21 protein-coding genes and 1 pseudogene are annotated in these 23,608 nt (G+C 61.9%); 7 read left to right on the top strand and 15 right to left on the bottom strand.

Annotated features, from left to right (window positions below; genetic code table 11):
• Nucleotides 1–43: 43 nt before the first annotated feature.
• Nucleotides 44–586 carry a helix-turn-helix domain-containing protein gene (locus SNL23_RS00665; RefSeq protein WP_318301324.1) on the bottom strand — a complete coding sequence of 181 codons (543 nt, stop codon included), beginning with the start codon at nt 584–586 and terminating at the stop codon, nt 44–46.
• 104 nt (nt 587–690) lie between these two features.
• On the opposite strand from SNL23_RS00665, the gene SNL23_RS00660 reads away from it, so the two are divergent.
• The 5 genes from SNL23_RS00660 (at nt 691) to SNL23_RS00640 (ending at nt 6,786) form a co-directional block, all read left to right on the top strand.
• Complete coding sequence (locus tag SNL23_RS00660) at nt 691–1,473, top strand: aldolase (protein ID WP_076015980.1); 783 nt, start codon at nt 691–693, stop codon at nt 1,471–1,473.
• A gap of 27 nt (nt 1,474–1,500) precedes the next feature.
• Nucleotides 1,501–2,388 carry a dihydrodipicolinate synthase family protein gene (locus SNL23_RS00655; protein ID WP_318301323.1) on the top strand — a complete coding sequence of 296 codons (888 nt, stop codon included), beginning with the start codon at nt 1,501–1,503 and terminating at the stop codon, nt 2,386–2,388.
• A 206-nt stretch (nt 2,389–2,594) separates the two neighbouring features.
• Entirely contained in the window at nt 2,595–3,134 is a 540-nt protein-coding gene (locus tag SNL23_RS00650) for an RNA polymerase sigma factor (RefSeq protein WP_076015982.1), read from the top strand.
• The gene (locus SNL23_RS00645) at nt 3,131–4,099 is read left to right on the top strand and encodes a FecR family protein (RefSeq protein WP_318301322.1); all 969 of its coding nucleotides are present in this window, start codon (nt 3,131–3,133) and stop codon (nt 4,097–4,099) included. The genes SNL23_RS00650 and SNL23_RS00645 overlap by 4 nt, the downstream gene beginning before the upstream one ends.
• A 128-nt stretch (nt 4,100–4,227) precedes the next feature.
• Nucleotides 4,228–6,786 carry a TonB-dependent receptor gene (locus SNL23_RS00640; protein WP_318301321.1) on the top strand — a complete coding sequence of 853 codons (2,559 nt, stop codon included), beginning with the start codon at nt 4,228–4,230 and terminating at the stop codon, nt 6,784–6,786.
• A 106-nt stretch (nt 6,787–6,892) separates the two neighbouring features.
• On the opposite strand, the gene SNL23_RS00635 is transcribed toward SNL23_RS00640, so the two are convergent.
• Both SNL23_RS00635 and SNL23_RS00630 read right to left on the bottom strand, forming a co-directional pair.
• Nucleotides 6,893–7,210: a ribbon-helix-helix domain-containing protein gene (locus tag SNL23_RS00635; RefSeq protein ID WP_318301320.1), complete on the bottom strand. Its 318-nt coding sequence runs from the start codon at nt 7,208–7,210 to the stop codon at nt 6,893–6,895.
• A 16-nt stretch (nt 7,211–7,226) separates the two neighbouring features.
• Nucleotides 7,227–7,808, bottom strand: a complete 582-nt coding sequence (locus SNL23_RS00630) for a DJ-1/PfpI family protein (RefSeq protein WP_076015986.1) — start codon at nt 7,806–7,808, stop codon at nt 7,227–7,229.
• A gap of 310 nt (nt 7,809–8,118) precedes the next feature.
• Here SNL23_RS00630 and SNL23_RS00625 point away from each other — a divergent pair.
• Nucleotides 8,119–9,115: pseudogene (locus SNL23_RS00625) on the top strand (DMT family transporter).
• 12 nt (nt 9,116–9,127) lie between these two features.
• On the opposite strand, the gene SNL23_RS00620 reads toward SNL23_RS00625, so the two are convergent.
• From SNL23_RS00620 to SNL23_RS00605, 4 genes are read right to left on the bottom strand one after another with little or no spacing between them, the layout of a single operon-like run.
• Nucleotides 9,128–10,345 (bottom strand): class I SAM-dependent methyltransferase, encoded by a 1,218-nt coding sequence (locus SNL23_RS00620; RefSeq protein WP_318301318.1) that lies wholly within the window; start codon nt 10,343–10,345, stop codon nt 9,128–9,130.
• Between the two features lie 41 nt (nt 10,346–10,386).
• Nucleotides 10,387–11,004 (bottom strand): TPM domain-containing protein, encoded by a 618-nt coding sequence (locus tag SNL23_RS00615; protein ID WP_063032728.1) that lies wholly within the window; start codon nt 11,002–11,004, stop codon nt 10,387–10,389.
• A gap of 28 nt (nt 11,005–11,032) precedes the next feature.
• Nucleotides 11,033–11,755, bottom strand: a complete 723-nt coding sequence (locus SNL23_RS00610) for a TPM domain-containing protein (protein WP_318301317.1) — start codon at nt 11,753–11,755, stop codon at nt 11,033–11,035.
• Entirely contained in the window at nt 11,755–12,363 is a 609-nt protein-coding gene (locus tag SNL23_RS00605; protein ID WP_003209150.1) for a LemA family protein, read from the bottom strand. Before SNL23_RS00605 ends, SNL23_RS00610 begins: the two co-directional genes overlap by 1 nt.
• 214 nt (nt 12,364–12,577) lie before the next feature.
• On the opposite strand from SNL23_RS00605, the gene bglX reads away from it, so the two are divergent.
• Entirely contained in the window at nt 12,578–14,869 is a 2,292-nt protein-coding gene (bglX, locus tag SNL23_RS00600; protein ID WP_318301316.1) for a beta-glucosidase BglX, read from the top strand.
• 127 nt (nt 14,870–14,996) lie between these two features.
• Here the strand turns inward: bglX and SNL23_RS00590 are convergent, their stop codons facing one another.
• From SNL23_RS00590 to SNL23_RS00550, 8 genes are all read right to left on the bottom strand, one after another.
• Nucleotides 14,997–16,154 carry a phospholipase D-like domain-containing protein gene (locus SNL23_RS00590; RefSeq protein WP_167662785.1) on the bottom strand — a complete coding sequence of 386 codons (1,158 nt, stop codon included), beginning with the start codon at nt 16,152–16,154 and terminating at the stop codon, nt 14,997–14,999.
• Between the two features lies 1 nt (nt 16,155).
• Nucleotides 16,156–16,737: a YceI family protein gene (locus tag SNL23_RS00585; protein ID WP_076015992.1), complete on the bottom strand. Its 582-nt coding sequence runs from the start codon at nt 16,735–16,737 to the stop codon at nt 16,156–16,158.
• A gap of 160 nt (nt 16,738–16,897) precedes the next feature.
• Nucleotides 16,898–17,668, bottom strand: coding sequence for a helix-turn-helix domain-containing protein (locus tag SNL23_RS00575; RefSeq protein WP_063032738.1), 771 nt, complete (start codon nt 17,666–17,668; stop codon nt 16,898–16,900).
• A 64-nt stretch (nt 17,669–17,732) separates the two neighbouring features.
• On the bottom strand, nt 17,733–19,175 hold the full coding sequence (locus tag SNL23_RS00570) for an amidase (RefSeq protein ID WP_318301315.1): 1,443 nt from the start codon (nt 19,173–19,175) through the stop codon (nt 17,733–17,735).
• A complete protein-coding gene (locus SNL23_RS00565) occupies nt 19,172–20,482 on the bottom strand; it encodes a citrate-proton symporter (RefSeq protein WP_318301314.1) in 1,311 nt (436 codons plus the stop codon). The genes SNL23_RS00570 and SNL23_RS00565 overlap by 4 nt, the downstream gene beginning before the upstream one ends.
• Before the next feature lie 57 nt (nt 20,483–20,539).
• Nucleotides 20,540–21,715, bottom strand: coding sequence for a M20 aminoacylase family protein (locus SNL23_RS00560; protein ID WP_318301313.1), 1,176 nt, complete (start codon nt 21,713–21,715; stop codon nt 20,540–20,542).
• A 308-nt stretch (nt 21,716–22,023) separates the two neighbouring features.
• Nucleotides 22,024–22,338 carry an amidase gene (locus SNL23_RS00555; protein WP_318301312.1) on the bottom strand — a complete coding sequence of 105 codons (315 nt, stop codon included), beginning with the start codon at nt 22,336–22,338 and terminating at the stop codon, nt 22,024–22,026.
• Entirely contained in the window at nt 22,335–23,414 is a 1,080-nt protein-coding gene (locus SNL23_RS00550; RefSeq protein ID WP_318301311.1) for a serine hydrolase domain-containing protein, read from the bottom strand. Before SNL23_RS00550 ends, SNL23_RS00555 begins: the two co-directional genes overlap by 4 nt.
• Between the last annotated feature and the right edge of the window lie 194 nt (nt 23,415–23,608).

Here is a 23,608-nt window from a genome sequence, read left to right as displayed (position 1 = left end):
AGGCGGCCATCACCCAAATAACGGATATCCCCCCACCCCACCATCACTCCTCAGCGCCATGCACCACCACCAAAAGCTGCGCCTGAACCTCCCCCACCGACCGAATCCGATGCGGCTTCTGCGCATTGAAATGCAACGCATCCCCCCGATTCAACACCACCCGCTCACTCATGAAGTCCACCTCAACCTGGCCCTCATGCACAAACAAAAACTCCTCCCCCAAATGCTCCTTGAAGGTCTTGTCGGTGAACTCCGTCGGCGGGTAAATGATAAACGGCAACAAACTGCGCTCACTGACCTGATGCGCCAGCACCGCATAACCCGGTGACGCATCGGTGCCCGACAACGCCTGCCGTTCATGGCTGCGCACCAGGCTGTAACTGTCGAGACTGACGTTGTCTTCACTGAACAGCTCTTCAACCTTCACGTTCAACGCCTTGGCCAACTTCAGCGCCGCAGCAATCGAAGGCGTATTCAGCCCGCGCTCGACCTTCGACAGGTAACTCTTGGTCATCCCGGATTTTTCCGCGAGCGACTCCAAGGTCACGCCAAGTTTTTTTCTCAGTATTTTCAAACGGATAGACATGTGCAGCGGTTAATCCATTAAAGAGGCGATGATGAATGCTTGCCAATGACACTTTGTGTCATATAGTCTCTTTCGTGTCATTTGCGACCAACAAGGACACTGATATGGCCAAGACATTAGCACTCCCGAAAGACCAACTGGTCAAGCAAGCGCTGAGCCAGATGCAAAACACCCTGGCGGATAATACGTGGACCGACCGGCAAAAGCTGGCACTCACCTGCCGGATCCTGTTCGAAAACGGCCACGATTCCGGCCTCGCCGGGCAGATCACCGCTCGTGGCCCGACACCTGGCACTTATTACACGCAACAACTCGGCCTGGGTTTCGATGAAATCACCGCCAGCAACCTGCTGCTGGTCAATGAAGACTTGGAGGTGCTGGAAGGCCACGGCATGCCCAACCCGGCCAACCGTTTCCACAGCTGGGTGTACCGCGGTCGCCCGGATGTGAACTGCATCATCCACACTCATCCGACTCATATCGCTGCGTTGTCGATGCTGGAAGTGCCGCTGCAGGTATCGCACATGGACCTCTGCCCTTTGTACGAAGACTGCGCGTTCCTAGAAGCCTGGCCCGGCGTGCCGGTGGGCAACGAAGAGGGCGAAATCATCACCGCCGCCCTGGGGGATAAGCGAGCGATTCTGCTTTCTCACCACGGCCAATTGTCCACCGGGGCGAGCATCGAGGAAGCGTGTGTGATCGCACAGTTGATCGAACGTGCCGCCAAGTTGCAGCTGCTGGCGATGGCCGCCGGCACGATCAAACCGATCCTGCCGGAGCTGGGCCGCGAAGCCCATGACTGGATTTCCAAGCCCAAGCGCCACGGCGCCGCGTTCAACTACTACGCTCGGCAGAACCTGCGTCAACACGCCGATTGCCTGAACTGAAACCCTTTTTCGACCGGAGACTTTTCCATGTCCAGCCCTTCTATTCACGGCATTATCGGCTACACCATCACCCCGTTCAGCACAGACGGCCAGCGCATTGACCTGGACGCCCTGGGGCTTTCGATCGACCGCTTGATAGACAGCGGCGTGCACGCTATCGCCCCGCTGGGCAGCACCGGCGAAGGCGCCTACCTCAGCGATGCTGAGTGGGATGAAGTCGCCGCCTACAGCCTCCAGAAAGTGGGCAAACGCGTGCCGACCATCGTCAGCGTCTCCGACCTGACCACCGCCAAGGCCGTGCGTCGCGCGCAGTTTGCCGAAGCCCACGGTGCCGACGTGGTGATGGTGTTGCCGGCCTCGTACTGGAAACTCAGCGAGGCGGAAATCCTCGCTCACTATGCGGCTATCGGCGACAGCATCGGCGTGCCGATCATGCTCTACAACAACCCGGCCACCAGCGGCACCGATATGTCGGTGGACTTGATCCTGCGCATCGTCGACAGCGTCGACAACGTGACCATGGTCAAGGAAAGCACCGGGGATATTCAGCGCATGCATCAGCTGCATCGGCGCAGCGAGGGCCAAGTGCCGTTCTATAACGGCTGCAATCCGCTGGCACTGGAGGCGTTTGCCGCAGGGGCGAAGGGTTGGTGCACGGCGGCGCCGAACCTGATTGCGCAGCTCAACCTGGATTTGTATGAAGCCGTTTTGGCCAATGACTTGGAGAAAGCGCGGGAGCTGTTCTATCGCCAGTTGCCGCTGCTGGACTTCATCCTCAAAGGCGGCTTGCCGGCGACGATCAAGGCCGGTTTGCGGCTGACGGGGCTGGAGTCGGGTGATCCACGGTTGCCGGTGTTCCCGTTGGGTGAGGCTGGCCGTGTTCAGCTTCAGGAGCTACTGACCCTGTTGCGCTGAAACGCAATCCAAATGTGGGAGCGGGCTTGCTCGCGAATGCGGTGAGTCAGTCGACATATTAATTGACTGACTCACCGCCTTCGCGAGCAAGCCCGCTCCCACATTTAGCCCGCATCCAACCGTAGAATTTCAATAGAGACAAATGACAATAATTCTCGATATCATTCGCGACTTTTCCACGTCGTGCTTCGTCAAGAAGGATATCCATGTCTCGTCTCAAGCCCGACCCGCTGTCGGCCGATGCCTTTCGCGGGTTTTATGCAGATATCCTGCATTTCCTGCGCAAGCGCACGGACAACGCCAGCGACGCGGCAGACATGACCCAGGATGTCTTTACCCAATGGCTGGACTACCGCGACCGGGCTAAGGTCGAGCAGCCCCGGGCGTTTCTGTTCCAGATGGCGCGCAATCTACTGCGCGATCACTGGCGTAAACAAAAGGTGCGGCACACCGTCCACCAGCAACAGGCCGAACTGGATGCCGAGCCTGTCAGCGACTCGCGAGACGATCCCATGGCCGCCGCGCAACGCCTGCAACGCCTGGAACAGCTGAAAGAAGTCCTCTCTGAACTCTCGCCCAGAAGACGAGAAGCCCTTATGCTGCATCGCTTCGAGGGCCTGAGCCAGGCGCAGATCGCCGAGCGCATGGGCGTCTCGGTCAGCATGGTGGAAAAGCACATCGCTTTTGCCCTGCTGCATTGCAAGCAGCGACTTCAACAAGACCAGGGCAAGGAGCAGCCAGAATGACCCGCCTGAGCGATATCGACACCTGTGACATCGAGGCCAGTGACTCCATCGATGCCCAGGCCGCCAGCTGGTTTGCGCGCAACCGCAATGACACGGGCCGCGCCGACCGCAAGGCGTTTGCCGCCTGGCAATCCGAGCCGACCCATGCCCGTGCCTATGCCGAATTCGAACAGCTGTGGGCCGACCTGGCCCAGTTGCAGCAACTGAACAAACCCACACCGATGCCCGTGCGCAAGACACCCGCCTGGCGCCCGGCCCTGGCGGTGGCTGCCGCCCTGGTATGTGCCCTGTTGGCAAGCAACCTCGGCGCCCCGCGCGAGCTGTTCCACGCCCAGGTCGCGGCCCATGCCAAAGGCACGCGCACCTTGCATCTGCCCGATGGCAGCACCTTGTACGTCAACGCCAACACGCGCCTGCGGGTGGACTTCAACAGTCACCAGCGCATCGTGCATCTGGATCAGGGCCAGCTGTATATCGAAGTGGCACCTGATAAGGAACGGCCACTGTACGTGCAGGCCGGCGAAGCCAATGTGCGAGTGGTCGGCACCGGCTTTGATGTGCGGCGCAGCAAGCAGCAACTGGTGGTCAGTGTGGCCCACGGGCAAGTGGCGTTCGATCCGGATTCCAAGCTGCCGGCCACCCTGCTCGGCGCCGATCAGCGCGCTACGTTCAGTTATGCCAAGGGCACGCTGCAGCAGCAAACCCTCACTGTCGGCGAGGTCGCCGATTGGCGCGGCGGGCACGTGTCGTTTCGTAATCGCGAGCTGGCCAGCCTGATGGACGAGTTAAGCCTGTACCGGCCACAGGCGCCGTTGCTGGTGGACAGCGCAGTGGCGCAGCTGAAGGTCTCGGGCAATCTGGACGTGAATGATCCGGACGCCCTGCTCACCGCCCTGCCCGCCCTGCTGCCGGTGAAAACCGTGCCCCTGGCCGACGGCAACATCAGGATTGAGCCTCGAAAATAATCCCTCGATACGCTCACTTGAGAATATTTTGCATTCGCATGTGAGGATTATCTTTCCTGCCGCGTCTTCCTCGGGTCTGCGTTTGATACGCACACCTTTTTGGCCATTTGGCTACTCCGGGGGATTACATGTTTCGCGCGCCTTGCCACGTTCAGCACCTGTTTCTTCGACCCACCGCCATTGCCGCCTGCCTGGCCTTCAGCCTTAATGCCCAGGCCGAGTCGTTCAAACTGCAATTGCCGGCCCAATCCCTGGCCACGTCCTTGAGCCAGGTGGCGCAGCAGGCGAAAATCCAGCTGCTGTTCGATGAAGCACTGCTGAAAAACGTCCAGGCGCCGGCCCTCAATGGCGACTTCACACCGGAAGTGGCGATTCGCACCTTGCTCAAGGACGGCGAGTTCGTGTTGCTCAAGGTCGGCAGCACCTACGTGGTACGCCCCGAAGAAGGCAAAACCACCAACAGCAGCGCGATCCAACTGGAGGCCCTGAGCGTGATCGGCACCGGCAACGAGGTGGACTCCACCACCGTCGGCCGTTCCACCCTGAGCCAGGCCGACATCGACCGCTACCAGTCCAATAACATCCCCAGCCTGCTGCAAACCTTGCCCGGTATCAGCCAGGGCGGCTCGCTGAAGCCCGGCGGCCAGACCATCAACATCCGGGGTTTCGGCGACGCCGAAGACGTGCCGCTGACCGTCGATGGCGCCACCAAAAGCGGGTTTGAGCGTTATCAGCAGGGCACTGTGTTTATCGAGCCCGAACTGATCAAGAGCATCGAAGTGGAGAAAGGCCCCAACTCGCCCTTCAGCGGCAACGGCGGCTTTGGCGGTACGGTCAACATGACCACCAAGGATGCCCCGGACCTGCTCAAGGACGGCCGCAACAGCGGCGCCATGCTCAAGTACGGTTACTCCAGCAACGACCATGAACAGGTCTACAGCAGCGCGGTCTACGGGCGTACCGATGACGGGCGCTTCGACGCCCTGGCCTACCTGACCCAACGCGACGGCGGCGACATGAAACTGGCCGCCACCCTGCCCAACGACAACAACCAGTACCCGATCAACCCCAAGCGCCTGCCCAACAGCGCCCAGAATGTGGACGGCAAACTGTTCAAATTCAATGCTCACTTCACCGATGAGCAAAGCCTTGGCCTGTCGTATTCGCGTTCCAACAGCCAGCGCTGGACGCCCTTCTCTGCCGCCAGCTACCCGACACCGCCGACCCAGGCCAACATCGACCGCTATGGCTACGAAGCCGCGCTGAAACGCTTCCTGGCCAACCGCAACACCGTCGACACCACCTGGTCCGGCAAGTACGAATACCAGCCGATGAATAACCCGCTGGTGGACTTGACCATCAAGTACTCCGAATCCAACACCGACCAGACCGACGAGCGAGACGCTACGGCGTTTTTCCAGTTGGCCACTGGCGGGCGCAAGATGGACACCTCCTACAACGACAAGAACCTCGACGTACGCAACGTCAGCCTGTTTTCCACCGGTGTGTTGCAACACGCGGTGACCACCGGGGTGCAGATCCGCAAGCACACCCGGGAAACCGAAATGTGGATGCCCGGCGCCACCTACAACACCCCGAAATACAACTACGGGCACTTCCAGCCGGGCTTCATGCCCCATGGCAAGGTCGACACCAACAGCTTCTTTATCCAGGACGCGGTGACGCTGGGCGATGTCACCATCACCCCGTCGATGCGCTATGACCACGTACGCAACCGCGGCGAAGCCAACGACGCGCCGTACTACAGCAACCCTGACCCGGCCATCGGCCACGACTACAGCGACCGCACCTACACCGGCTGGTCACCGCGCCTCGCGGCCTACTGGACCATCACCCCGAACGTGGCGCTGTTTGCCAACTGGAGCCGCACCTGGCGCGCCCCGGTGATCGACGAGCAGTATGAAGTCCAGGGCCTGGGCAGCCGCACCGCCACCAGCCTGGACCTGGACCCGGAGCGCATCACCTCCATCACCCTGGGCAACGTCACCAGCTTCGGCGACGTGTTCACCCACGGCGACAACTTGCAACTGCGTACCACGCTGTTCCACAACAAAGTCGAAGACGAGATCTTCAAGGCCACGGGCGTGGGCTGCCAGAACCAGGCGGTCAATGGCGGGACGATTTCCAGCGCCTGCCCGCCGGGGGCGATGTCCAACTACCGCAACATCGGCGGCATGACCATCAAGGGCTTTGAGGCCGAGAGTTTCTACGACTCCACCTACGTGTTCGGCTCGGTGTCCTTCGCCTACACCACCGGCAAACACGAAGGCGCCTACACCAACCCATGGGGTCCGGACGTCTGGGCGCGGGACATTCCGCCGACCAAATGGGTAATCGTGCTCGGCACCAAGATCCCGAGCCTGGACGCCCAGGTGGGCTGGCAAGGGCAGTTCATCGGCGCCACCAGCCGTTTGCCAAGCGACAAGTACTCCGGCGGTCCGGGCACCAGTATCGGCGACCTGTTCTACGATCAGTACGGCAACAAGCGCTATAACACCCAGGGCCTGTTCGCCAGCTGGAAGCCGCAGCAGGCTTACCTCAAGGGCACCGAAGTCAACTTCACCGTGGACAACCTGTTCAACAACAACTTCCGCCCGGCCCTGAGCGGCGACCGCGCCTATACCAAGGGCCGGGATGCGAAGATCAGCGTGACGCGGTTCTTCTGACCTCCACCTAATCGATGTGGGAGCGGGCTTGCTCGCGAAGGCGGTGGATCAGTCGGTACATGAGTTACCTGACACACCGCTTTCGCGAGCAAGCCCGCTCCCACATTTAGATCTTCAGCGCGCCATTTCTTGTATTCACAAGGCTGAGCTCTGGGGCGTGAACCCGCTGCTTGCTCAGGTACCGCGTGCAACTCACCCGCAAAAACGACGCAAAATTCACCACTTCGCCGCGGTAGTCCATCACCTCTTCATACAGCTTGGCGATCAGCTGATTGGTGGTCATGCCATCCACCTCGGCGATTTCGCTGAGGATGTCCCAGAACTGGTTTTCCAGGCGCACGGTGGTCACCACGCCGCAGATGCGCAGGGAGCGCGAGCGGGATTCGTAGAGAATCGGGTCGGCCTTGACGTACAGCTCGCACATGGCGATGACCTCCGCGTTACAGGATGATTTGGGTGCCCAGCAGGCCGAGGAAAGCCGCCAGCCAGCTTGGGTGCGCCGGCCACGCCGGTGCCGTCACCAGATTGCCTTGAACGTGGCTGTCGGTCACCGGGATATCGATGAACGTGCCACCCGCCAATCGCACTTCCGGCCCACACGCCGGGTAAGCGCTGCACTCACGGCCTTCCAGAATCCCGGCAGCCGCCAGCAATTGTGCGCCGTGGCATACCGCAGCGATGGGCTTGCCGGCCTGGTCGAACGCCTTGACCAGTTGCAGGACTTTCTCGTTCAGGCGCAGGTACTCGGGCGCACGGCCGCCGGGCACCAGCAACGCGTCGTAGTCGGCAGCGTCGACCTTGGCAAAATCCGCGTTCAGGGCAAACAGGTGCCCAGGCTTTTCGCTGTAGGTCTGATCGCCTTCGAAGTCGTGGATCGCCGTGCGTACGGTCTGGCCGGCGGACTTGTCCGGGCACACGGCATGCACGGTATGCCCCACCATCAGCAGCGCCTGGAACGGCACCATCACTTCATAGTCTTCGACGTAATCGCCGACCAGCATCAGGATTTTCTTCGCGGCCATGGGGCATTCCTCCGGTTGAACGGTTGGGCAGACAGGAGTAGCCAAGATAGACCTGTGCCGATGAGCCGGGTAATGGCCCGCTACTACATAACTGCGGACCAGCTCTTTGTAGGAGCGAGCTTGCTCGCGAAGAACGTTAACGATAACGCGGGAAGCCAGACAGCCCACGGCGCTCTCAGGTTTTTCGCGAGCAAGCTCGCTCCTACACAAACTGTACGGTCCAATCTGCACCCAGCTGTAAGCGCGCGTTTGCGGGGCTTTGTGGCTAGATGAACGTCCACTTCCGGCCCATTCGATTCTGGTTCCTTCCATGAGCTCCCGCGAAAATACCGGCATGGCCCTCGGCCTGCTGGGCGTCGTCATCTTCAGCCTTACCCTGCCCTTCACCCGTATCGTGGTGCAGGAAATGCATCCGCTGCTCAATGGCCTGGGCCGGGCGTTGTTTGCGGCGGTGCCGGCGGCGGCGTTGTTGCTGTGGCGCCGCGAGCGCTGGCCCACCTGGCGCCAGGTGCGCGGGCTGACGTTGGTGATTGCCGGGGTAATCCTGGGGTTCCCGGTGCTGTCGGCCTGGGCCATGCAAACCTTGCCCGCGTCCCATGGCGCACTGGTCAACGGTTTGCAGCCGCTGTGCGTGGCGCTGTATGCGGCGTGGCTGTCCCATGAGCGGCCGTCGAAGGCGTTCTGGGCCTGCGCGGCGCTGGGCAGTGCGCTGGTGCTGAGTTACGCGTTGATCACCGGAGCCGGCAGTATCCAAGCGGGCGATCTGTTGATGCTCGGGGCGATTGCCGTGGGTGGCCTGGGTTACGCAGAGGGCGGCCGGTTGGCCAAGGAGATGGGCGGCTGGCAGGTGATCTGCTGGGCGCTGGTGCTGTCGACACCGGTATTGATCGGGCCGGTGGCGTACCTGGCGCTGCAACACGAAGGACCGATTTCCATGCGCACCTGGTGGGCGTTTGGTTATGTGTCGCTGTTTTCGCAGTTCCTGGGGTTCTTTGCGTGGTACGCCGGCTTGGCCATGGGCGGCATCGCTAGGGTCAGCCAGATTCAGCTGTTGCAGATCTTTTTCACCATCGCGTTTTCCGCGCTGTTTTTTGGTGAGCACATCGAGCCGATTACCTGGCTGTTTGCCTGCGGGGTGATTGTGACGGTGATGTTGGGGCGCAAGACCAGTGTGAAGCCTGCGCCAGCTCCCAAGCCCAGCGCGGTCTAATGTGGGAGCGGGCTTGCTCGCGAATGCGGTGGATCAGTTGATACATCAGGTGACTGACACACCGCTTTCGCGAGCAAGCCCGCTCCCACATTTTTGATTTGCGTCGTACTCAGGCGAGGTAACCGTCCGCCCGCAGCAGGGTTTCGAGGCAATGCTCAGTGATGTTGTAGAACGCTTTCAGCTCCTGGATTTTCACCAGGAGCTGAGCGTTATCCACCGGCTCGGCACGCTTCACGGCAAGGATCATCTTGTTCTTGTTGGTGTGCTCCAACGAGATGAACTCAAACACCTTGGTCTCATAGCCGCAGGCTTCGAGGAACAACGCACGCAGGCTGTCGGTGACCATTTCCGCCTGCTGGCCCAGGTGCAGGCCGTATTGCAGCATCGGCTTGAGCAGCGCCGGGCTCTGGATCTGCAGGCGAATCTGCTTATGGCAGCACGGCGAGCACATGATGATCGACGCCCCGGAGCGGATGCCGGTGTGAATCGCGTAGTCGGTGGCGATGTCGCAGGCATGCAGGGCGATCATCACGTCCAGTTCGCTGGGCGCGACGCTGCGCACATCACCGCACTTGAACACCAGCCCCGGGTGATCCAGGCGGGCGGCGGCGTTGTTGCACAGGGTCACCATGTCTTCGCGCAGTTCCACACCGGTCACTTCACCCTCGGCGTTGAGGGTGTTGCGCAAGTAGTCGTGGATGGCAAACGTCAGGTAGCCCTTGCCCGAACCAAAGTCCGCGACGCGCACCGGCTGGTCCAGCTTCAGCGGTGACGTGGTCAGCGCATGGCTGAACACTTCGATGAACTTGTTGATCTGCTTCCACTTGCGCGACATCGCCGGGATCAGTTCGTGCCTGGCGTTGGTCACGCCAAGGTCAGCGAGGAATGGTCGCGTCAGGTCCAGGAAGCGATTTTTCTCGCGGTTGTGCTCGGCAGATGGTGCCTCGCGCAGTTGTTGCGGCTTGCTTTTGAACAGCGAGCTTTTGTTCTTCTTGCTGTATTCCAGCTGGGCTTCGTCGGTCACCGAGAGCAGGTGCGCGTTCTTGAACGAGGCCGGCAACAGCTCGGCAATCGCCGCTACGCCGTCTTCCAGCGAGAAGTTCTTGGTGATGTCGCGGGTCTTGTAGCGGTAGACGAAGGACAGGCAAGGCTGATCCTTGACGGTCAACTGCTTGATGATCAGCTTCTGAAGATCAGGCTCGGTGCCAACGTACTTGGCCAGCACCAGCTTGATAAAGGCGTTTTGCTCAAGGCTCGCGCTCAGCAGTTCAAGGAACTGCGCGTGATGATCCGGCGCGGGGCTGGCAGGTTTAGCGGTGGCAGACATGAACAAAAACGCCTCGGGCAGGGAATGCCGGGAATTTTACACTACTCCAACACCACCAACCGATTCGGCAACTCATTGCGCGCGTGGGTCACCGGCACATGCTCCTTGAGCAACACCCCGCAGGCTTCAATGCAGCTGATAAACCCGGCCAACGTCTGGCCTTGCTTCACCTGCTGGGTGAACTGCTTGACGATCGCATCCCAACTGCTGTCATCCAGGCGACTGGAAATGCCCTTGTCCACCAGGATTTCCACATACCGCTCCGCCTCACTGACAAAAATCAGCACCCCGGTACTGCCCAGCGTGTGGTGCAGGTGTTGCTCCAGAAACTGCCGCCGCGCCAGGTTGGACGCGCGCCAGTGGCGCACCGAGCGCGGGATCAGCCGCGTCGTCACCTTGGGCAACCGGAACACCAGGCACAGCACCACAAACGTGCCCCACTGCGCCAGCAGCAAGGTGTACATGGTCAGCCAGCCCGACAGATAGTGAATGATCCCCGGCACCACCAGCGCCAACAGGCTGGCCCACAACAGCGGGATGTAGGCGTAGTCGTCGGCACGGGCCGCGAGCACGGTCACCAGTTCGGCGTCGGTCTGTTGCTCGACCCGGGCGATCGCCTCGGCGACCTGGCGTTGCTCGTGTTGACTCAGTAATGCCATGGTTGTTGATGCTCTCTCGTTATTGTCATTACCAGCCGCCCGAGGCGCCACCGCCACCGAAACCACCGCCGCCGCCCCTGAAGCCACCGCCGCCTCCTCCGCCGCCGCGACCGCTGCTGCTGAGAATCGCCAGCAGGATAGCGCCAACGGGCAGGCCCAGGCGATTGCACAGCCACAGCACCGCCAGCAACAGGATAAACAGACCAATGGAAATGCCCGGGTTTTGCTTGGCGAAGTTGGCCTCGGACACATGCGCCGGCACCGCCAGCGGATCGCCGCCCACCACTTGCAGCATCGCCGCCACGCCGTCGCTGATGCCCTTGCTGTAGTTGCCCGCTTTGAATGCCGGGGCGATCACCTGGTTGATGATCACCCAGGACTGCGCATCGGTGAGTACGCCTTCCAGGCCATAACCCACTTCGATACGGATCTTGTGCTCATCCCGGGCGACGATCAGCAGTGCGCCGTTGTCCTTGCCCTTCTGGCCGATGCCCCACGCGCGGCCCAGTTGATAACCGAAGTCTTCAATGGGCACGCCTTGCAGGTCCGGCACGGTGACCACCACGATCTGGTCACCGCTGGTCTGCTCCAGCGCCTGCAATTGCTGGGTCAGTTGCTCGCGCACGGCCGGGTCGATCATCTGGGCGTTGTCGACCACCCGTCCGGTCAGGGCCGGAAAGTTAAGGGCGGCCTGGGCGGTCAGGCTAAAGGCCAGCAGCACCGCCGCCAGCAGCCAAGCGCGCTTGCCCATCAGAATTTCACTTGCGGCGCTTTATCGGCATCGGCACTGGTGGCCTCGAAGTTGGCGCGGACCGGCAAGTCGCTGTACATCACGCTGTGCCACAGGCGGCCCGGGAAGGTACGGATCTCAGTGTTGTAGGCCTGTACCGCCTGGATAAAGTCGCGACGGGCCACCGCGATGCGGTTTTCGGTGCCTTCAAGCTGCGATTGCAGGGCCAGGAAGTTCTGGTTGGCCTTCAGATCCGGGTAACGCTCGGACACCACCATCAAGCGGCTGAGTGCACCGCTCAAGCCGTCCTGGGCTTGCTGGAACTGCTTGAGTTTTTCCGGGTTGTCGAGGGTGCTGGCGTCCACCTGGATCGAAGTGGCCTTGGCCCGCGCTTCGATCACGGCGGTCAGAGTGTCCTGTTCATGGGCGGCATAGCCCTTGACCACTTCCACCAGGTTGGGGATCAGGTCGGCGCGCCGCTGGTACTGGTTCTGCACCTGGGCCCAGGCCGCCTTGGCCTGTTCGTCCAGGGTCGGGATCTTGTTGATGCCGCAACCGCTCAGCACGGTGCTCACCAGTATCAATGCCACGGCCTTCCAGCCCCAACGGTAACCTTGTGCTGCTTGCATGGTGTTTCTCCTGCCAAACCTATGAAATATACCGACTGACGCGTTAGCTACGGGCTTAGGGCATAATCCGCCACCACCCACTGGATTGCATCGAGCCAATCAGCTAAAAGATGCCCAGCGCCAATAAGAGTTCAGAAGTGTGCTGCATTTATCTGAACAACACCCGAACAACAATAGACGCTCTCCGGTCCCAAGGCTGCGAGAAAGGATTTTCATGAAGAAGCTGTGTTTGCTGGGCCTTGTTGTCAGTTTGGCCACTCATTCCGTATTTGCCGAAACAAAGCCCGCAGTACTCAAGGACAAAGACGCCTTCGTCAGTGACCTGCTCAAGCAAATGACCCTCGATGAAAAGATCGGCCAATTGCGCCTGATCAGCATCGGCCCTGAAATGCCCCGCGAGCTGATCCGCAAGGAAATCGCCGCCGGCCGCATCGGTGGCACCTTCAATTCCATCACCCGCCCGGAAAACCGTCCGATGCAGGACGCGGCCATGCGCAGCCGGTTGAAGATCCCGATGTTCTTCGCCTATGACGTGATCCACGGCCACCGCACGATTTTCCCGATCAGCCTGGCCCTGGCCTCCAGCTGGGACATGGACGCCATCGGCCGCTCCGGGCGCGTCGCCGCCCAGGAAGCCGCCGCCGACAGCCTCGACATCACCTTTGCGCCGATGGTCGACATCTCCCGCGACCCGCGCTGGGGCCGTACCTCCGAAGGTTTTGGCGAAGACACCTACCTGACTTCGCGCATTGCCGAAGTCATGGTCAAGGCCTTCCAGGGCACCAGCTCCGCCAAGGCCGACAGCATCATGGCCAGCGTCAAGCACTTCGCCCTGTATGGCGCGGTGGAAGGCGGTCGCGACTACAACGTGGTCGACATGAGCCCGGTCAAGATGTATCAGGACTACCTGCCGCCCTACCACGCCGCGATCAAGGCCGGTGCCGGTGGCGTGATGGTTGCGCTGAACTCGATCAACGGTGTGCCAGCCACCGCCAACACCTGGCTGATGAACGACCTGCTGCGCAAGGACTGGGGCTTCAAGGGCCTGGCCGTAAGCGACCATGGCGCGATCTTCGAGCTGATCAAGCACGGCGTGGCCAAGGACGGGCGTGAAGCCGCCAAGCTGGCGATCAAGGCCGGCATCGACATGAGCATGAACGACTCGCTCTACGGCAAGGAATTGCCCGGCCTGCTGAAATCCGGCGAGATCGAACAGAGCGACATCGACAACGCCGTGCGCGAAGTGCTTGGCGCCAAGTACGACATGGGCCTGTTCGCCGACCCGTACCTGCGCATCGGCAAGGCCGAGGATGACCCGGTCGACACCTACGCCGAAAGCCGCCTGCATCGCGCCGACGCACGTGACGTGGCACGCCGCAGCCTGGTGCTGCTGAAAAACCAGAACAACGCCCTGCCGCTGAAAAAGAGCGCGACCATCGCCCTGGTCGGCCCGCTGGCCAAGGCGCCAATCGACATGATGGGCAGCTGGGCAGCTGCCGGTAAACCCGCGCAATCGGTGACCCTGCTGGACGGCATGAATGCCGTGATCGGCGAAAAAGGCAAAGTGATCTATGCCCGCGGCGCCAACATCACCAATGACAAGAAAGTCGTCGACTACCTCAACTTCCTGAACTTCGATGCCCCGGAAGTGGTGGATGACCCGCGCTCGTCCCAGGCGATGATCGACGAAGCGGTCAAGGCAGCCAAAGATGCCGACGTAGTGGTTGCCGCCGTGGGCGAATCCCGTGGCATGTCCCACGAGTCGTCGAGCCGCACCGACCTGAACATCCCGCAAAGCCAGCGCGACCTGATCAAGGCCTTGAAAGCCACCGGCAAACCGCTGGTGCTGGTATTGATGAACGGCCGTCCGCTGTCGATTGTGGAAGAGAACGAACAGGCTGACGCAATCCTGGAAACCTGGTTCGCCGGTACCGAAGGCGGCAACGCGATCGCTGACGTGCTGTTCGGCGACTACAACCCGTCGGGCAAACTGCCGATCACCTTCCCGCGTTCGGTGGGGCAGATTCCGACCTACTACAACCACCTGAGCATTGGCCGGCCGTTCACCCCGGGCAAGCCGGGCAACTACACCTCGCAGTACTTCGATGACACCACCGGGCCGCTGTTTCCGTTTGGTTATGGCTTGAGCTACACCCGCTTCAGCCTGTCGGACATGGCGCTGTCGTCCACCACCCTGAACAAGACCGGCAAGCTCGACGCCACCGTGGTGGTGAAAAACACCGGCAAGGTCGATGGCGAAACCGTGGTGCAGCTGTACATCCAGGACGTGGCCGGCTCGATGATCCGCCCGGTGAAGGAATTGAAGAACTTCCAGAAGATCATGCTCAAGGCTGGCGAAGAGCGCGCCGTGCACTTCACCATCACCGAGGAAGACTTGAAGTTCTACAACACCCAACTGAAGTTCGCGGCTGAGCCGGGCGAGTTCAATGTGCAGATCGGGTTGGATTCGCAGGATGTGAAGCAGCAGAGCTTCGAACTGCTCTAAATACACACCCCTGTAGGAGCGAGCTTGCTCGCGAAGGTCGTTAACGATGACATTGGCGTTCTGAATGAACGCGGCGTCGTCAAGTTCTTCGCGAGCAAGCTCGCTCCTACAGTGACCTGCGTAGTCCTTAACCTCTTCGATCCAGCAGGTTAACCACCAACCGATCAATCCACCCCCACACCCGTTGCTTCACCCGCCGCCACAATGGCCGCGACCGCCACGCCTCCAGGCTCACCGCCTGGCTCTGGGCAAAATCCCTCTCGAAACTCCCCGCTACCGCCAACGTCAGATCCGGGTCCAGCGCCTCCAGATTCGCCTCCAGGTTGAAGCGCAGATTCCAGTGGTCGAAGTTGCACGAACCTATGCTCACCCAATCGTCCACCAACACCATTTTCAGGTGCAGGAAACACGGCTGGTATTCAAAGATCTGCACCCCGGACTTGAGCAGACGCGGGTAGTAACGGTGCCCGGCGTACCGCACCGACGGGTGATCGGTACGCGGCCCGGTCAACAGCAAGCGCACATCCACTCCGCGCCCCGCCGCCCGGCGCAGGGCACGCCGTACACTCCAGGTCGGCAGGAAATACGGCGTAGCCAGCCAGATACGCCGGTGGCCGCTGTTCAGCGCGCGGATCAGCGATTGCAGAATATCCCGATGCTGACGAGCGTCGGCATAGGCCACACGCCCCAGCCCCGGCCCTGTCGCCGGCACCTTGGGCAAACGTGGCAGCCCAAAATGCGTGGCCGGTTTCCAGGCTCTACGATCGTCGTTGGCCAGCCATTGGCGATCAAACAATGCCTGCCAATCCAGCACCAACGGGCCGCGGACTTGCACCATCACTTCGTGCCAGTCGGCGGCGTCTTCACCGGGCGTCCAGAACTCATCCGTCACGCCCGTGCCGCCGACCACAGCGAGGGTCTGGTCAATCAGCAACAGCTTGCGGTGGTCCCGGTAGAGGTTGCGCATCCAGCGGCGCCAGCTCAGGCGGTTGTAGAAACGCAGGTCCACCCCGGCATCGATCAACCGTCGACGCAGGCCCAGGGTAAACGCCAGGCTGCCATAGTCATCGAACAGGCAACGTACCCGCACGCCACGCTCGGCCGCCCCGACCAAGGCCTGAACCATCGCCTCGGCACACGCGCCCGCCTCCACCAGATACAGCTCCAGCGCGACTTGCTGCTCGGCCTGGGCGATGCCCTCCAACATGCGCGGAAAGAAACTCGGACCGTCGATCATCAACTCGAAACGGTTGGCGCTGCGCCACGGGAACACTGCGCCGCTCATGTCAGCGCGCCGTGAAAATCAGTACCGCACCCACCGGTACCGACAGGCTGATCTGCGACAGCCCGGCGGCCTTGCGCAACGCGGCCACACCCGGCAGCAGATCGAAATCCTCGGCATGCACCACCAACGGCTCCAACGTCACCACTTGAAAGCGTCGGTCATCCAGACGGGTCGCCAGCAGTTCGGCACTGTAGGTCTGGGTCTTGCCGTGCAGCGTCACCGACAGCGGCAGGCGCAGCTCGTATTGCGCACCGGGGGCCAGGTCGTTGATCGGTTGCAGGTTGATCTGCGCATTGATCACCGCGTCCGGGAAGGTCTTGATCTCGAATAGCTCATTGCGCATGCGCTCGTCGCGCAGCGGAATACCGCTGTTGATCGACTCCAGCTCGACTTCCAACTGCGCCGCGCCTTTGCTGTCGACCTTGCCGTGCAGCACCAGGAAGCGCTGCACTTCGGCGATGTCGGTGTTTTTGGTGGTGACGAACGACAGGCGCGAGGACTCGTTGTCCAGGTACCAGTCGGCGTGGGCAGGCACGGCGGCAGCGGCCAGCAGCAGGACGGCCAGGGGTTTGAGCAGGGACATAAAGACTCTTGGGGCAAAAAACCTGGACGAACAGTAACAAAGACCTCCTGTAGGAGCGAGCTTGCTCGCGAAGGTTGCCAACGATGACGCGGGCATTCTGAATGAACGCGGTGCCTGTGAGTTCTTCGCGAGCAAGCTCGCTCCTACAGGGGAACGGTGGTCAGGCCAACGCCTGCTGCACATCGCGAATGGTCGATTCCAGGCTGGCCAGGTGCAGGCTCAGCACTCGTTCCACCGGTGCCTGATCCATCGGCCAATGCAGTGCCATGCTGCCTACCAACCGCCCGTTGGCCCGCACTGGCAAAGCCACTGCGCGAATCAGGAACGGCAGGCGCACCGGGTATTCCCAGTAGCCTTCGGTGCGCTGCCCGAAACCCTGGTGCTGGGATTGTTCACACGCACGATATTGATCGTCCTCCGCCACTCGCTCACGGCCGGCCAGGCGCTGTACTTCATCCGCCGACAATTGCGACAGGCACGCCTTGCCCATGGCCGAGTGAAACAGGCTGGCGTGTTGGCCGACGATCTGGCAGTTGTTCGGGTAGAGCTTGCGCAACACCGTGGGGATCGCGCTTTCCATCACTTCCAGGCGTTCGCCGTCGAAGCTCGACAAGTCCACCACCAGGCCGGTGCGCTCGCTGAGATCCAGCAGCCACGGCGCGGCGCTTTCCACCAATTGGCGCTTGAAACGCTGCTGGGTATCACCGAACAGGCGCCGGGCCCGCAGGCGGTAACGGCGGTCGCTGAGACCACGGTAAATCCAGCCCTGTTCCTGCAAGGTCAGCAGCATCCGCGAGACGGTGGCCTTGGGCAGGTGAGTCAGGTAGTGCAACTCTTCCAGCCCCAGCGCCTGATGCTCGCCGAGCAATTCGATGATCGCCAGTGCGCGCCCCACTGAGCGTACGGTTCCCGTCTCGGCGTCGCTGCCCATGTGTCGATCTCCTTGATGCCGATGGATGATCTGATTTCACAGCAAGATACAGGCCTGTCGCGACTCAGCCGGTCGGCGAGAGGCAAGCAGGCGGCCGCCGCTGCACCCAGCGAGTCAGCTGTTCGTGGGCGTACGCCAGTTGCAACACCGCCCTGTCCGCCTGGGCCGGGCCGATGATTTGCAGGCCCATGGGCAAGCCCTGCGGGTTGAAACCCACCGGCACGCTCATGCTCGGTAGACCGGCCAGCGTGGGACCAATCACCACTTCCATCCAGCGATGGTAGGTGTCCATCTCACGCCCTGCGACGAGGCGCGGCCAAGGTTGCTGTGCATCGAAAGGGAACACTTGGGCGGTGGGCAGCAACAGGAAATCGTAACGCTCGAACAGTTTGCCGAGGGCGCGGTACCAGTCGCTGCGGTTGACCGAAGCCTGGTAAACGTCCGCCGCACTCAGCTGCAATCCGCCCTGCACTTCCCATTGCGCCTCGGGCTTGAGCAGTGAACGTTTTTGCGGGTCAGCGTAGGCCGCGCCGAGAGAGCCCTGGATCAGCCAATGGCGGTGCACCAGCCAGGTCTGCCACAGGCGCGCCAGAGAGAATTCCGGTTGGCAGTGCTCGACCTCGCAACCCAGCGCAGCGAAGTCCTTGAGGGCTGATTCGCACAGGCTCATCACGCCGTCTTCCATCGGCAGATAACCGTTGTAATCCCCCAGCCAGCCGAGGCGCGCGCCCTTGAAGTCGCGCTGCAACGGCTCACCCAACACCGCCGGATCCTCCTTGAGCGACAGCGGCACCCGAGGGTCGTACCCCGCCTGCACACTCAGCAACTGAGCCACATCCGCCACGCTGCGACCCATCGGGCCTTCCGTGGCCAGTTGCTGGACGAACAGCTCCGGCGCCGGCCCGTGAGGCACCCGGCCCTGGGACGGGCGCAGGCCAAATACGTTATTGAACGCCGCCGGGTTTCGCAGCGAGCCCATCATGTCGCTGCCATCGGCCACCGGCAGCATGCGCAACGCCAGCGCCACTGCCGCGCCGCCGCTGCTGCCACCGGCCACGAGGCGCGGGTCATAGGCATTGCCGGTAGTGCCGAACACGCTGTTGTAGGTCTGCGAGCCCAGGCCGAATTCCGGTACGTTGGTCTTGCCGATGATGACCGCGCCACTGGCCCGCACCCGCGCCACGCTGATCGCATCTTCTTGAGGAATGTGCTCGGCAAACAGCGGCGAACCCAGGGTGGTGCGCAGGCCCTGGGTGGCCGCCAGGTCCTTGATGGCCTGGGGCATGCCGTGCATCCAGCCACGGGATTGGCCTTGGTCCAACTCGCGATCACGCTGCGCCGCTTCGGCCAGCACCTCCTCATGGGGACGCAGCGAGACCAGCGCATTCACCGTCGGGTTGAAGCGTTCAACCTGGGCCAGATACGCCTGCATCACCTCATGGCAAGACACCTGCCGCGCATGGATCGCCCGTGACAGTTCGATGGCATCCAGTTCAACAATACTCAAGGTTTCACCTCGCTGGAAAACGGCGCCGGTCGTTTCGCCCGCGGCGCCTCATGCATGCAGTAAGTGCCCAGCAGCGTCAGGACGCAAGCGAACAGCACATAAAATGCCGGGGCTACCGGCGTGCCCAGCACCTTGCTGAGCCAAGTGACGATCAACGGCGCAAAGCCCCCGAACACCATCACCGCCACGTTGTAGGCCACCGACACACCCGTGGAGCGTACTTCGATGGGAAACTGCTCGGCCAGGGCCGTCGGTGCCGGGCCGAAAAAGCCGCCGATGGCCGTGCACAACATCACCTGCATCACCAGCAAACGCTCGATGGATGGCGCCGCCGCGACCCACACATACAGCGGGTACACCATCACGAAAAACGCCAGGGTGAACGCCATCAATACCGGACGCCGACCCAGCCGATCCGACAACAGGCCGGACAGCGGAATCACCACGGTCATCAGCGCCACCGCGAACATTTGCACCATCAACACCTGGTCCAGCGGCAGGCCGAGGTTCTTGTGGGCGAAGGTCGGCATATTCACCAGCACCACGTAGAACGACACTGTTGCCCCACACGCCAGGCCCATCGACACGAGGATGCTGCGGCGGTGATCGCGGATGACGCCCATCAAGCTCGGTGCCGCACCCTTGGCCTGTTTGCGCGCCTCGATAAATTCCTCGGGATCTTCCATGTGCCGGCGCATCCACAAACCCACCGGACCGATCAGCAAGCCAAAGATGAACGGCAGGCGCCAGCCCCAGACCTCAAGGGTGTGCGGCTCGAAAAAGTGCGTCACCAACGCCACCATCGCCGCACCGCCGAACACCGCCAGGCACTGCCCCACCAACTGCCACGAACCGTACAACCCCTTGCGATGGGCCGGCGCGCTTTCCACCAGGAACGCCGTGGCACTGGCGTATTCGCCGCCGGTGGCAAAACCCTGGAGCATGCGCGCGACCACGATCAGCATCGGCGCGCCCATGCCGATGGCGGCGTAGCTGGGGGCGAAAGCGATCAGCGCGATGGAAATGGTCATCAACCGGATGATCAGTTGCATCGCAGCCTTGCGGCCTTTGCGGTCCGAATACATGCCCAGCAAAATTCCGCCCACGGGGCGCATGAAGAAGCCGACGCCAAACGTCGCCAGGGCCATCAGCAGCGACGCGTATTCATCCTCCGACGGGAAAAACTGCCGGGCGATGATGCTGGCGAGAAAGCCGTAGACGATGAAGTCATACCATTCGAGCGCATTGCCGATCACCGCCGCAACCACCTGGCGGGTGCGGGATACGCCCTGTTTTGCAGTCTGCATGAGGAACACTCCATTCAACCTATTGGGAAAGGGTCCAGCGGCAGAAAAAAGAGGTCGTCAGGCGGGCTTGAGCCAGCTCTCGGCCAACGCACCCCAGTAGGCGGCGCCGGTCAGCAGGATGTCGTCGTTGAAGTCATAGGCGGGGTTGTGAACCATCGGCCGCGAGACGCCGTTGCCGATAAACAGGTAGCTGCCGGGGCAGCGTTGCAGCATCCAGGCGAAGTCTTCGCTGCCCATCAGCTTGTTGGTGTTGCCATCTACAGCATCTTCGCCGAGCAAGGCGACGCCGACCTGGCGAGCGAATTCGGTTTCTTCGGCGTGGTTAACCAGCACCGGATAGGCCGGACGATGTTCGATCTGCGTGGTGCAACCGAAGCTCGCGGCCTGGGTCAGGATGATCGCCTTGACCCGCTCCAGCATCAGCTCACGCACGTTCGCATCCAGGGCACGCAGGCTCAGACGCAACAGTGCTTGCTGGGGAATCACGTTGGCCGCCTGGCCCGCTTGCAGCGCACCGACAGTCACCACGGCGGCTTCCTGGGCATTGATATTGCGCGCAACCACCGTCTGCAACGCCATGACCATACTGGCGGCGGCCACCAGCGGGTCCACCGTCAGGTGCGGCATGGAGCCGTGGCCGCCGACACCTTCGAGGGTCACGGTGAGCAAGTCTTGGGAGGCCATCATCGGCCCAACGCGCAGGCCTAGATGACCGGAGGGCAAGCCCGGCATGTTGTGCATGCCGAACAGTGCATCGCAGGGAAAGCGCTCCAGCAAGCCGTCGGCGAGCATGGCCTCGGCGCCGCCCTGGCCTTCTTCGGCGGGCTGGAAAATCAGGTTCAGGGTGCCGTCGAACTGCCGGGTCGCGGCCAGGTAACGGGCGGCGCCCAGCAGCATGGTGGTGTGGCCGTCATGGCCGCAGGCGTGCATGCAGCCGGCGTGTTGGCTGCTGTAGGTGGCACCGGTGTTTTCGATAATCGGCAAGGCGTCCATGTCGGCGCGAATCCCCAGCTTGCGCGCGCTGCTGCCATTGCGCAGCACGCCGACCACGCCGGTCTGGCCGATGCCGGTGTGGACTTCATAGCCCCAGCTTCTGAGAGATTGCGCCACGAGGGCGGAAGTGCGGTTTTCTTCAAAGCCCAGTTCGGGGTGGGCGTGAATGTCCTGACGCACGGCGTGCAGGTCGCTGGCGACATCGCTCAGCCAATCCAGGATGTGCTGGTGTGGGCTCATGGTGATTCTCCTCGCAGGCGGGTGTTCCCGTTCTTTTTCGTTGCACACCGCCAGATAACCGCGATGTGCGCAGGAGGACAATCAAAGGTGGTTCCACCCTGTGGAACCTCAGCACGGAGCATTAGACCTGCAGCCGGTGAGATCCTTGTGGTGAGGGGGCTTGTCCCCCGTTGGGCTGCGAAGCAGCCCCATCAAAGCGACTCATTTTTTCAGGTAAGACGCGGCGACAGGTTTTGGGGCCGCTGCGCAACCCAACGGGGGACAAGCCCCCTTGCCACAGAAAGCGCGACAGCCTGTAAATCCGCGTATCAGGGTGTGAGTCGGCAGCCCTCGCGTTGGCCCAGCCATTGGGCGCTGTGGGTGCGGCCCAGGCCGCTGGCGGTCACGAGGTGTTTTTCCGGGTTGTCGGTGAAGGCGCTGGTGGGCACGTATTGCTTCACATAACCCACGCAATAATCAGCGGGATTGCCTTCCACGTACCGGCACGAGCAGTACTCCTTGGCGGTGTAGGCGGCGATGATGTCGGGGAAGGCTTGCAGGTTGACCCGCTCGTGCCAGACCCAGCCGAGCAACACGAGCAGCAGCAGGATCAACAGGCTGATGAAGGGATGACGGCGGATCATGGTTGCACCGCCGCAAGGACGCGCTTGAGGAGTTCGTTGTGGCGATAGCTACCGTCGCGGTCGTCGCCGTAGCGCACGATCACCAGGTGTTCATCGGGCATCACGTAGAGCGCTTGGCCCCAATGGCCGAGGGCGGCGAAGGTGTCGGCGGGCGCGTCTGGCCAGGGTTTGGCGGCGCCTTGCACTTCGCGGTTGAGCCACCATTGGCCGCCGGGGACGGCTTCATCCTGGCCGGGCTTGTAGCGGTCGAAGGGTTGGCGGTTGAACGTGACCCACTCTTTGGGCAGCAGTTGGCGATCGCCCCAGCGGCCATCGCGCTGCATCAGCAGGCCTACGCGCGCCAGGTCGCGGGCGGTGAGGTAGGCGTATGAAGAGGCGACGAAGGTTTCGTCGGCGTCGCTTTCCCAGGTGGCGTTGCGGATGCCCAGCGGCTGGAACAGAGCGGTCCATGGGTAGTCGACGTAGGCTTTGTGGCCGAGCATGCCTTTGAGGGTGGCGGACAAGATATTGCTGTCGCCGCTGGAATAGCGGAATGCCTGTCCGGGGGCGCTGAAGGTGGCGGTGTCGGCGGTGAATTCGGCCATGTCGTGGCGGCCGCGGGTATAGAGCATTGCGACCACCGAGGATTTCAGTGGGGCGAATTCGTAGTCTTCCTGCCAGTCGAGGCCTGAGGCCCAGTGCAGGAGGTCGGCCATGGTTACGCTGGGGTGTTGTTTCATGGGTGGGTAAAAGCGTGCGGCGGGGTCGGAGAGTTTGAAACGGTTTTCGCCGAATGCCACGCCGAGTACCGTGGCCATCAGGCTTTTGCTGATGGACCAGGTGAGGTGCGGGGTGTTGGCGGTGGTGGGGGCGGCGTAGCGTTCGTAGATGATTTGGCCGTCGCGGATGACCAGCAGAGCATCGGTGCGGATGCCTTTGCGGGTGGTGTCGTCGCGGGGTGGGAACGCGTAGTCATCCAGGGCCTGGGTGGCCGGGCTGGTTAGTTGCTGGCCTTGTGTCCAGTCTTTGGACGGCCAGGTTTCGGCGTGGGCCGTCAGGGTGAACAGCAGCGCGGCGTAGAGCAGGCCTTTGAACATGGACTTTGAGACTCAGGGCATTCAAGCCCGCGAGGCTAGCCCAGGGGGATGACGGTTTTGTTACGGGCCCTGGGGGGAGTACATATCCGTTATTTGGGTGATGGCTGATATGGGTTCCGCTCTTACAGCGGCTCACTTTTGAAGAGCGCAAAAGTAAGCAAAACGCTCTTGCCCCACCACTCGGCACCTCGCTT

The organism is Pseudomonas sp. SED1 (assembly GCF_034044025.1).
Taxonomy (GTDB): Bacteria; Pseudomonadota; Gammaproteobacteria; order Pseudomonadales; family Pseudomonadaceae; genus Aquipseudomonas.
This window is presented reverse-complemented; position numbering and strand designations above follow the sequence as displayed.

Coding starts and splice junctions, on each gene's coding strand:
- SNL23_RS00560 (WP_318301313.1), bottom strand. CDS start 21,715: ATGAGCCCACACCAGCACATCCTGGATTGGCTGAGCGATGTCGCCAGC.
- SNL23_RS00640 (WP_318301321.1), top strand. CDS start 4,228: ATGTTTCGCGCGCCTTGCCACGTTCAGCACCTGTTTCTTCGACCCACC.
- SNL23_RS00590 (WP_167662785.1), bottom strand. CDS start 16,154: ATGAGCGGCGCAGTGTTCCCGTGGCGCAGCGCCAACCGTTTCGAGTTG.
- SNL23_RS00610 (WP_318301317.1), bottom strand. CDS start 11,755: ATGGGCAAGCGCGCTTGGCTGCTGGCGGCGGTGCTGCTGGCCTTTAGC.
- SNL23_RS00655 (WP_318301323.1), top strand. CDS start 1,501: ATGTCCAGCCCTTCTATTCACGGCATTATCGGCTACACCATCACCCCG.
- SNL23_RS00665 (WP_318301324.1), bottom strand. CDS start 586: ATGTCTATCCGTTTGAAAATACTGAGAAAAAAACTTGGCGTGACCTTG.
- SNL23_RS00630 (WP_076015986.1), bottom strand. CDS start 7,808: ATGGCCGCGAAGAAAATCCTGATGCTGGTCGGCGATTACGTCGAAGAC.
- SNL23_RS00645 (WP_318301322.1), top strand. CDS start 3,131: ATGACCCGCCTGAGCGATATCGACACCTGTGACATCGAGGCCAGTGAC.
- SNL23_RS00555 (WP_318301312.1), bottom strand. CDS start 22,338: ATGATCCGCCGTCATCCCTTCATCAGCCTGTTGATCCTGCTGCTGCTC.
- SNL23_RS00620 (WP_318301318.1), bottom strand. CDS start 10,345: ATGTCTGCCACCGCTAAACCTGCCAGCCCCGCGCCGGATCATCACGCG.
- SNL23_RS00650 (WP_076015982.1), top strand. CDS start 2,595: ATGTCTCGTCTCAAGCCCGACCCGCTGTCGGCCGATGCCTTTCGCGGG.
- SNL23_RS00635 (WP_318301320.1), bottom strand. CDS start 7,210: ATGTGCGAGCTGTACGTCAAGGCCGACCCGATTCTCTACGAATCCCGC.
- SNL23_RS00585 (WP_076015992.1), bottom strand. CDS start 16,737: ATGTCCCTGCTCAAACCCCTGGCCGTCCTGCTGCTGGCCGCTGCCGCC.
- SNL23_RS00550 (WP_318301311.1), bottom strand. CDS start 23,414: ATGTTCAAAGGCCTGCTCTACGCCGCGCTGCTGTTCACCCTGACGGCC.
- SNL23_RS00615 (WP_063032728.1), bottom strand. CDS start 11,004: ATGGCATTACTGAGTCAACACGAGCAACGCCAGGTCGCCGAGGCGATC.
- bglX (WP_318301316.1), top strand. CDS start 12,578: ATGAAGAAGCTGTGTTTGCTGGGCCTTGTTGTCAGTTTGGCCACTCAT.
- SNL23_RS00660 (WP_076015980.1), top strand. CDS start 691: ATGGCCAAGACATTAGCACTCCCGAAAGACCAACTGGTCAAGCAAGCG.
- SNL23_RS00605 (WP_003209150.1), bottom strand. CDS start 12,363: ATGCAAGCAGCACAAGGTTACCGTTGGGGCTGGAAGGCCGTGGCATTG.
- SNL23_RS00575 (WP_063032738.1), bottom strand. CDS start 17,668: ATGGGCAGCGACGCCGAGACGGGAACCGTACGCTCAGTGGGGCGCGCA.
- SNL23_RS00565 (WP_318301314.1), bottom strand. CDS start 20,482: ATGCAGACTGCAAAACAGGGCGTATCCCGCACCCGCCAGGTGGTTGCG.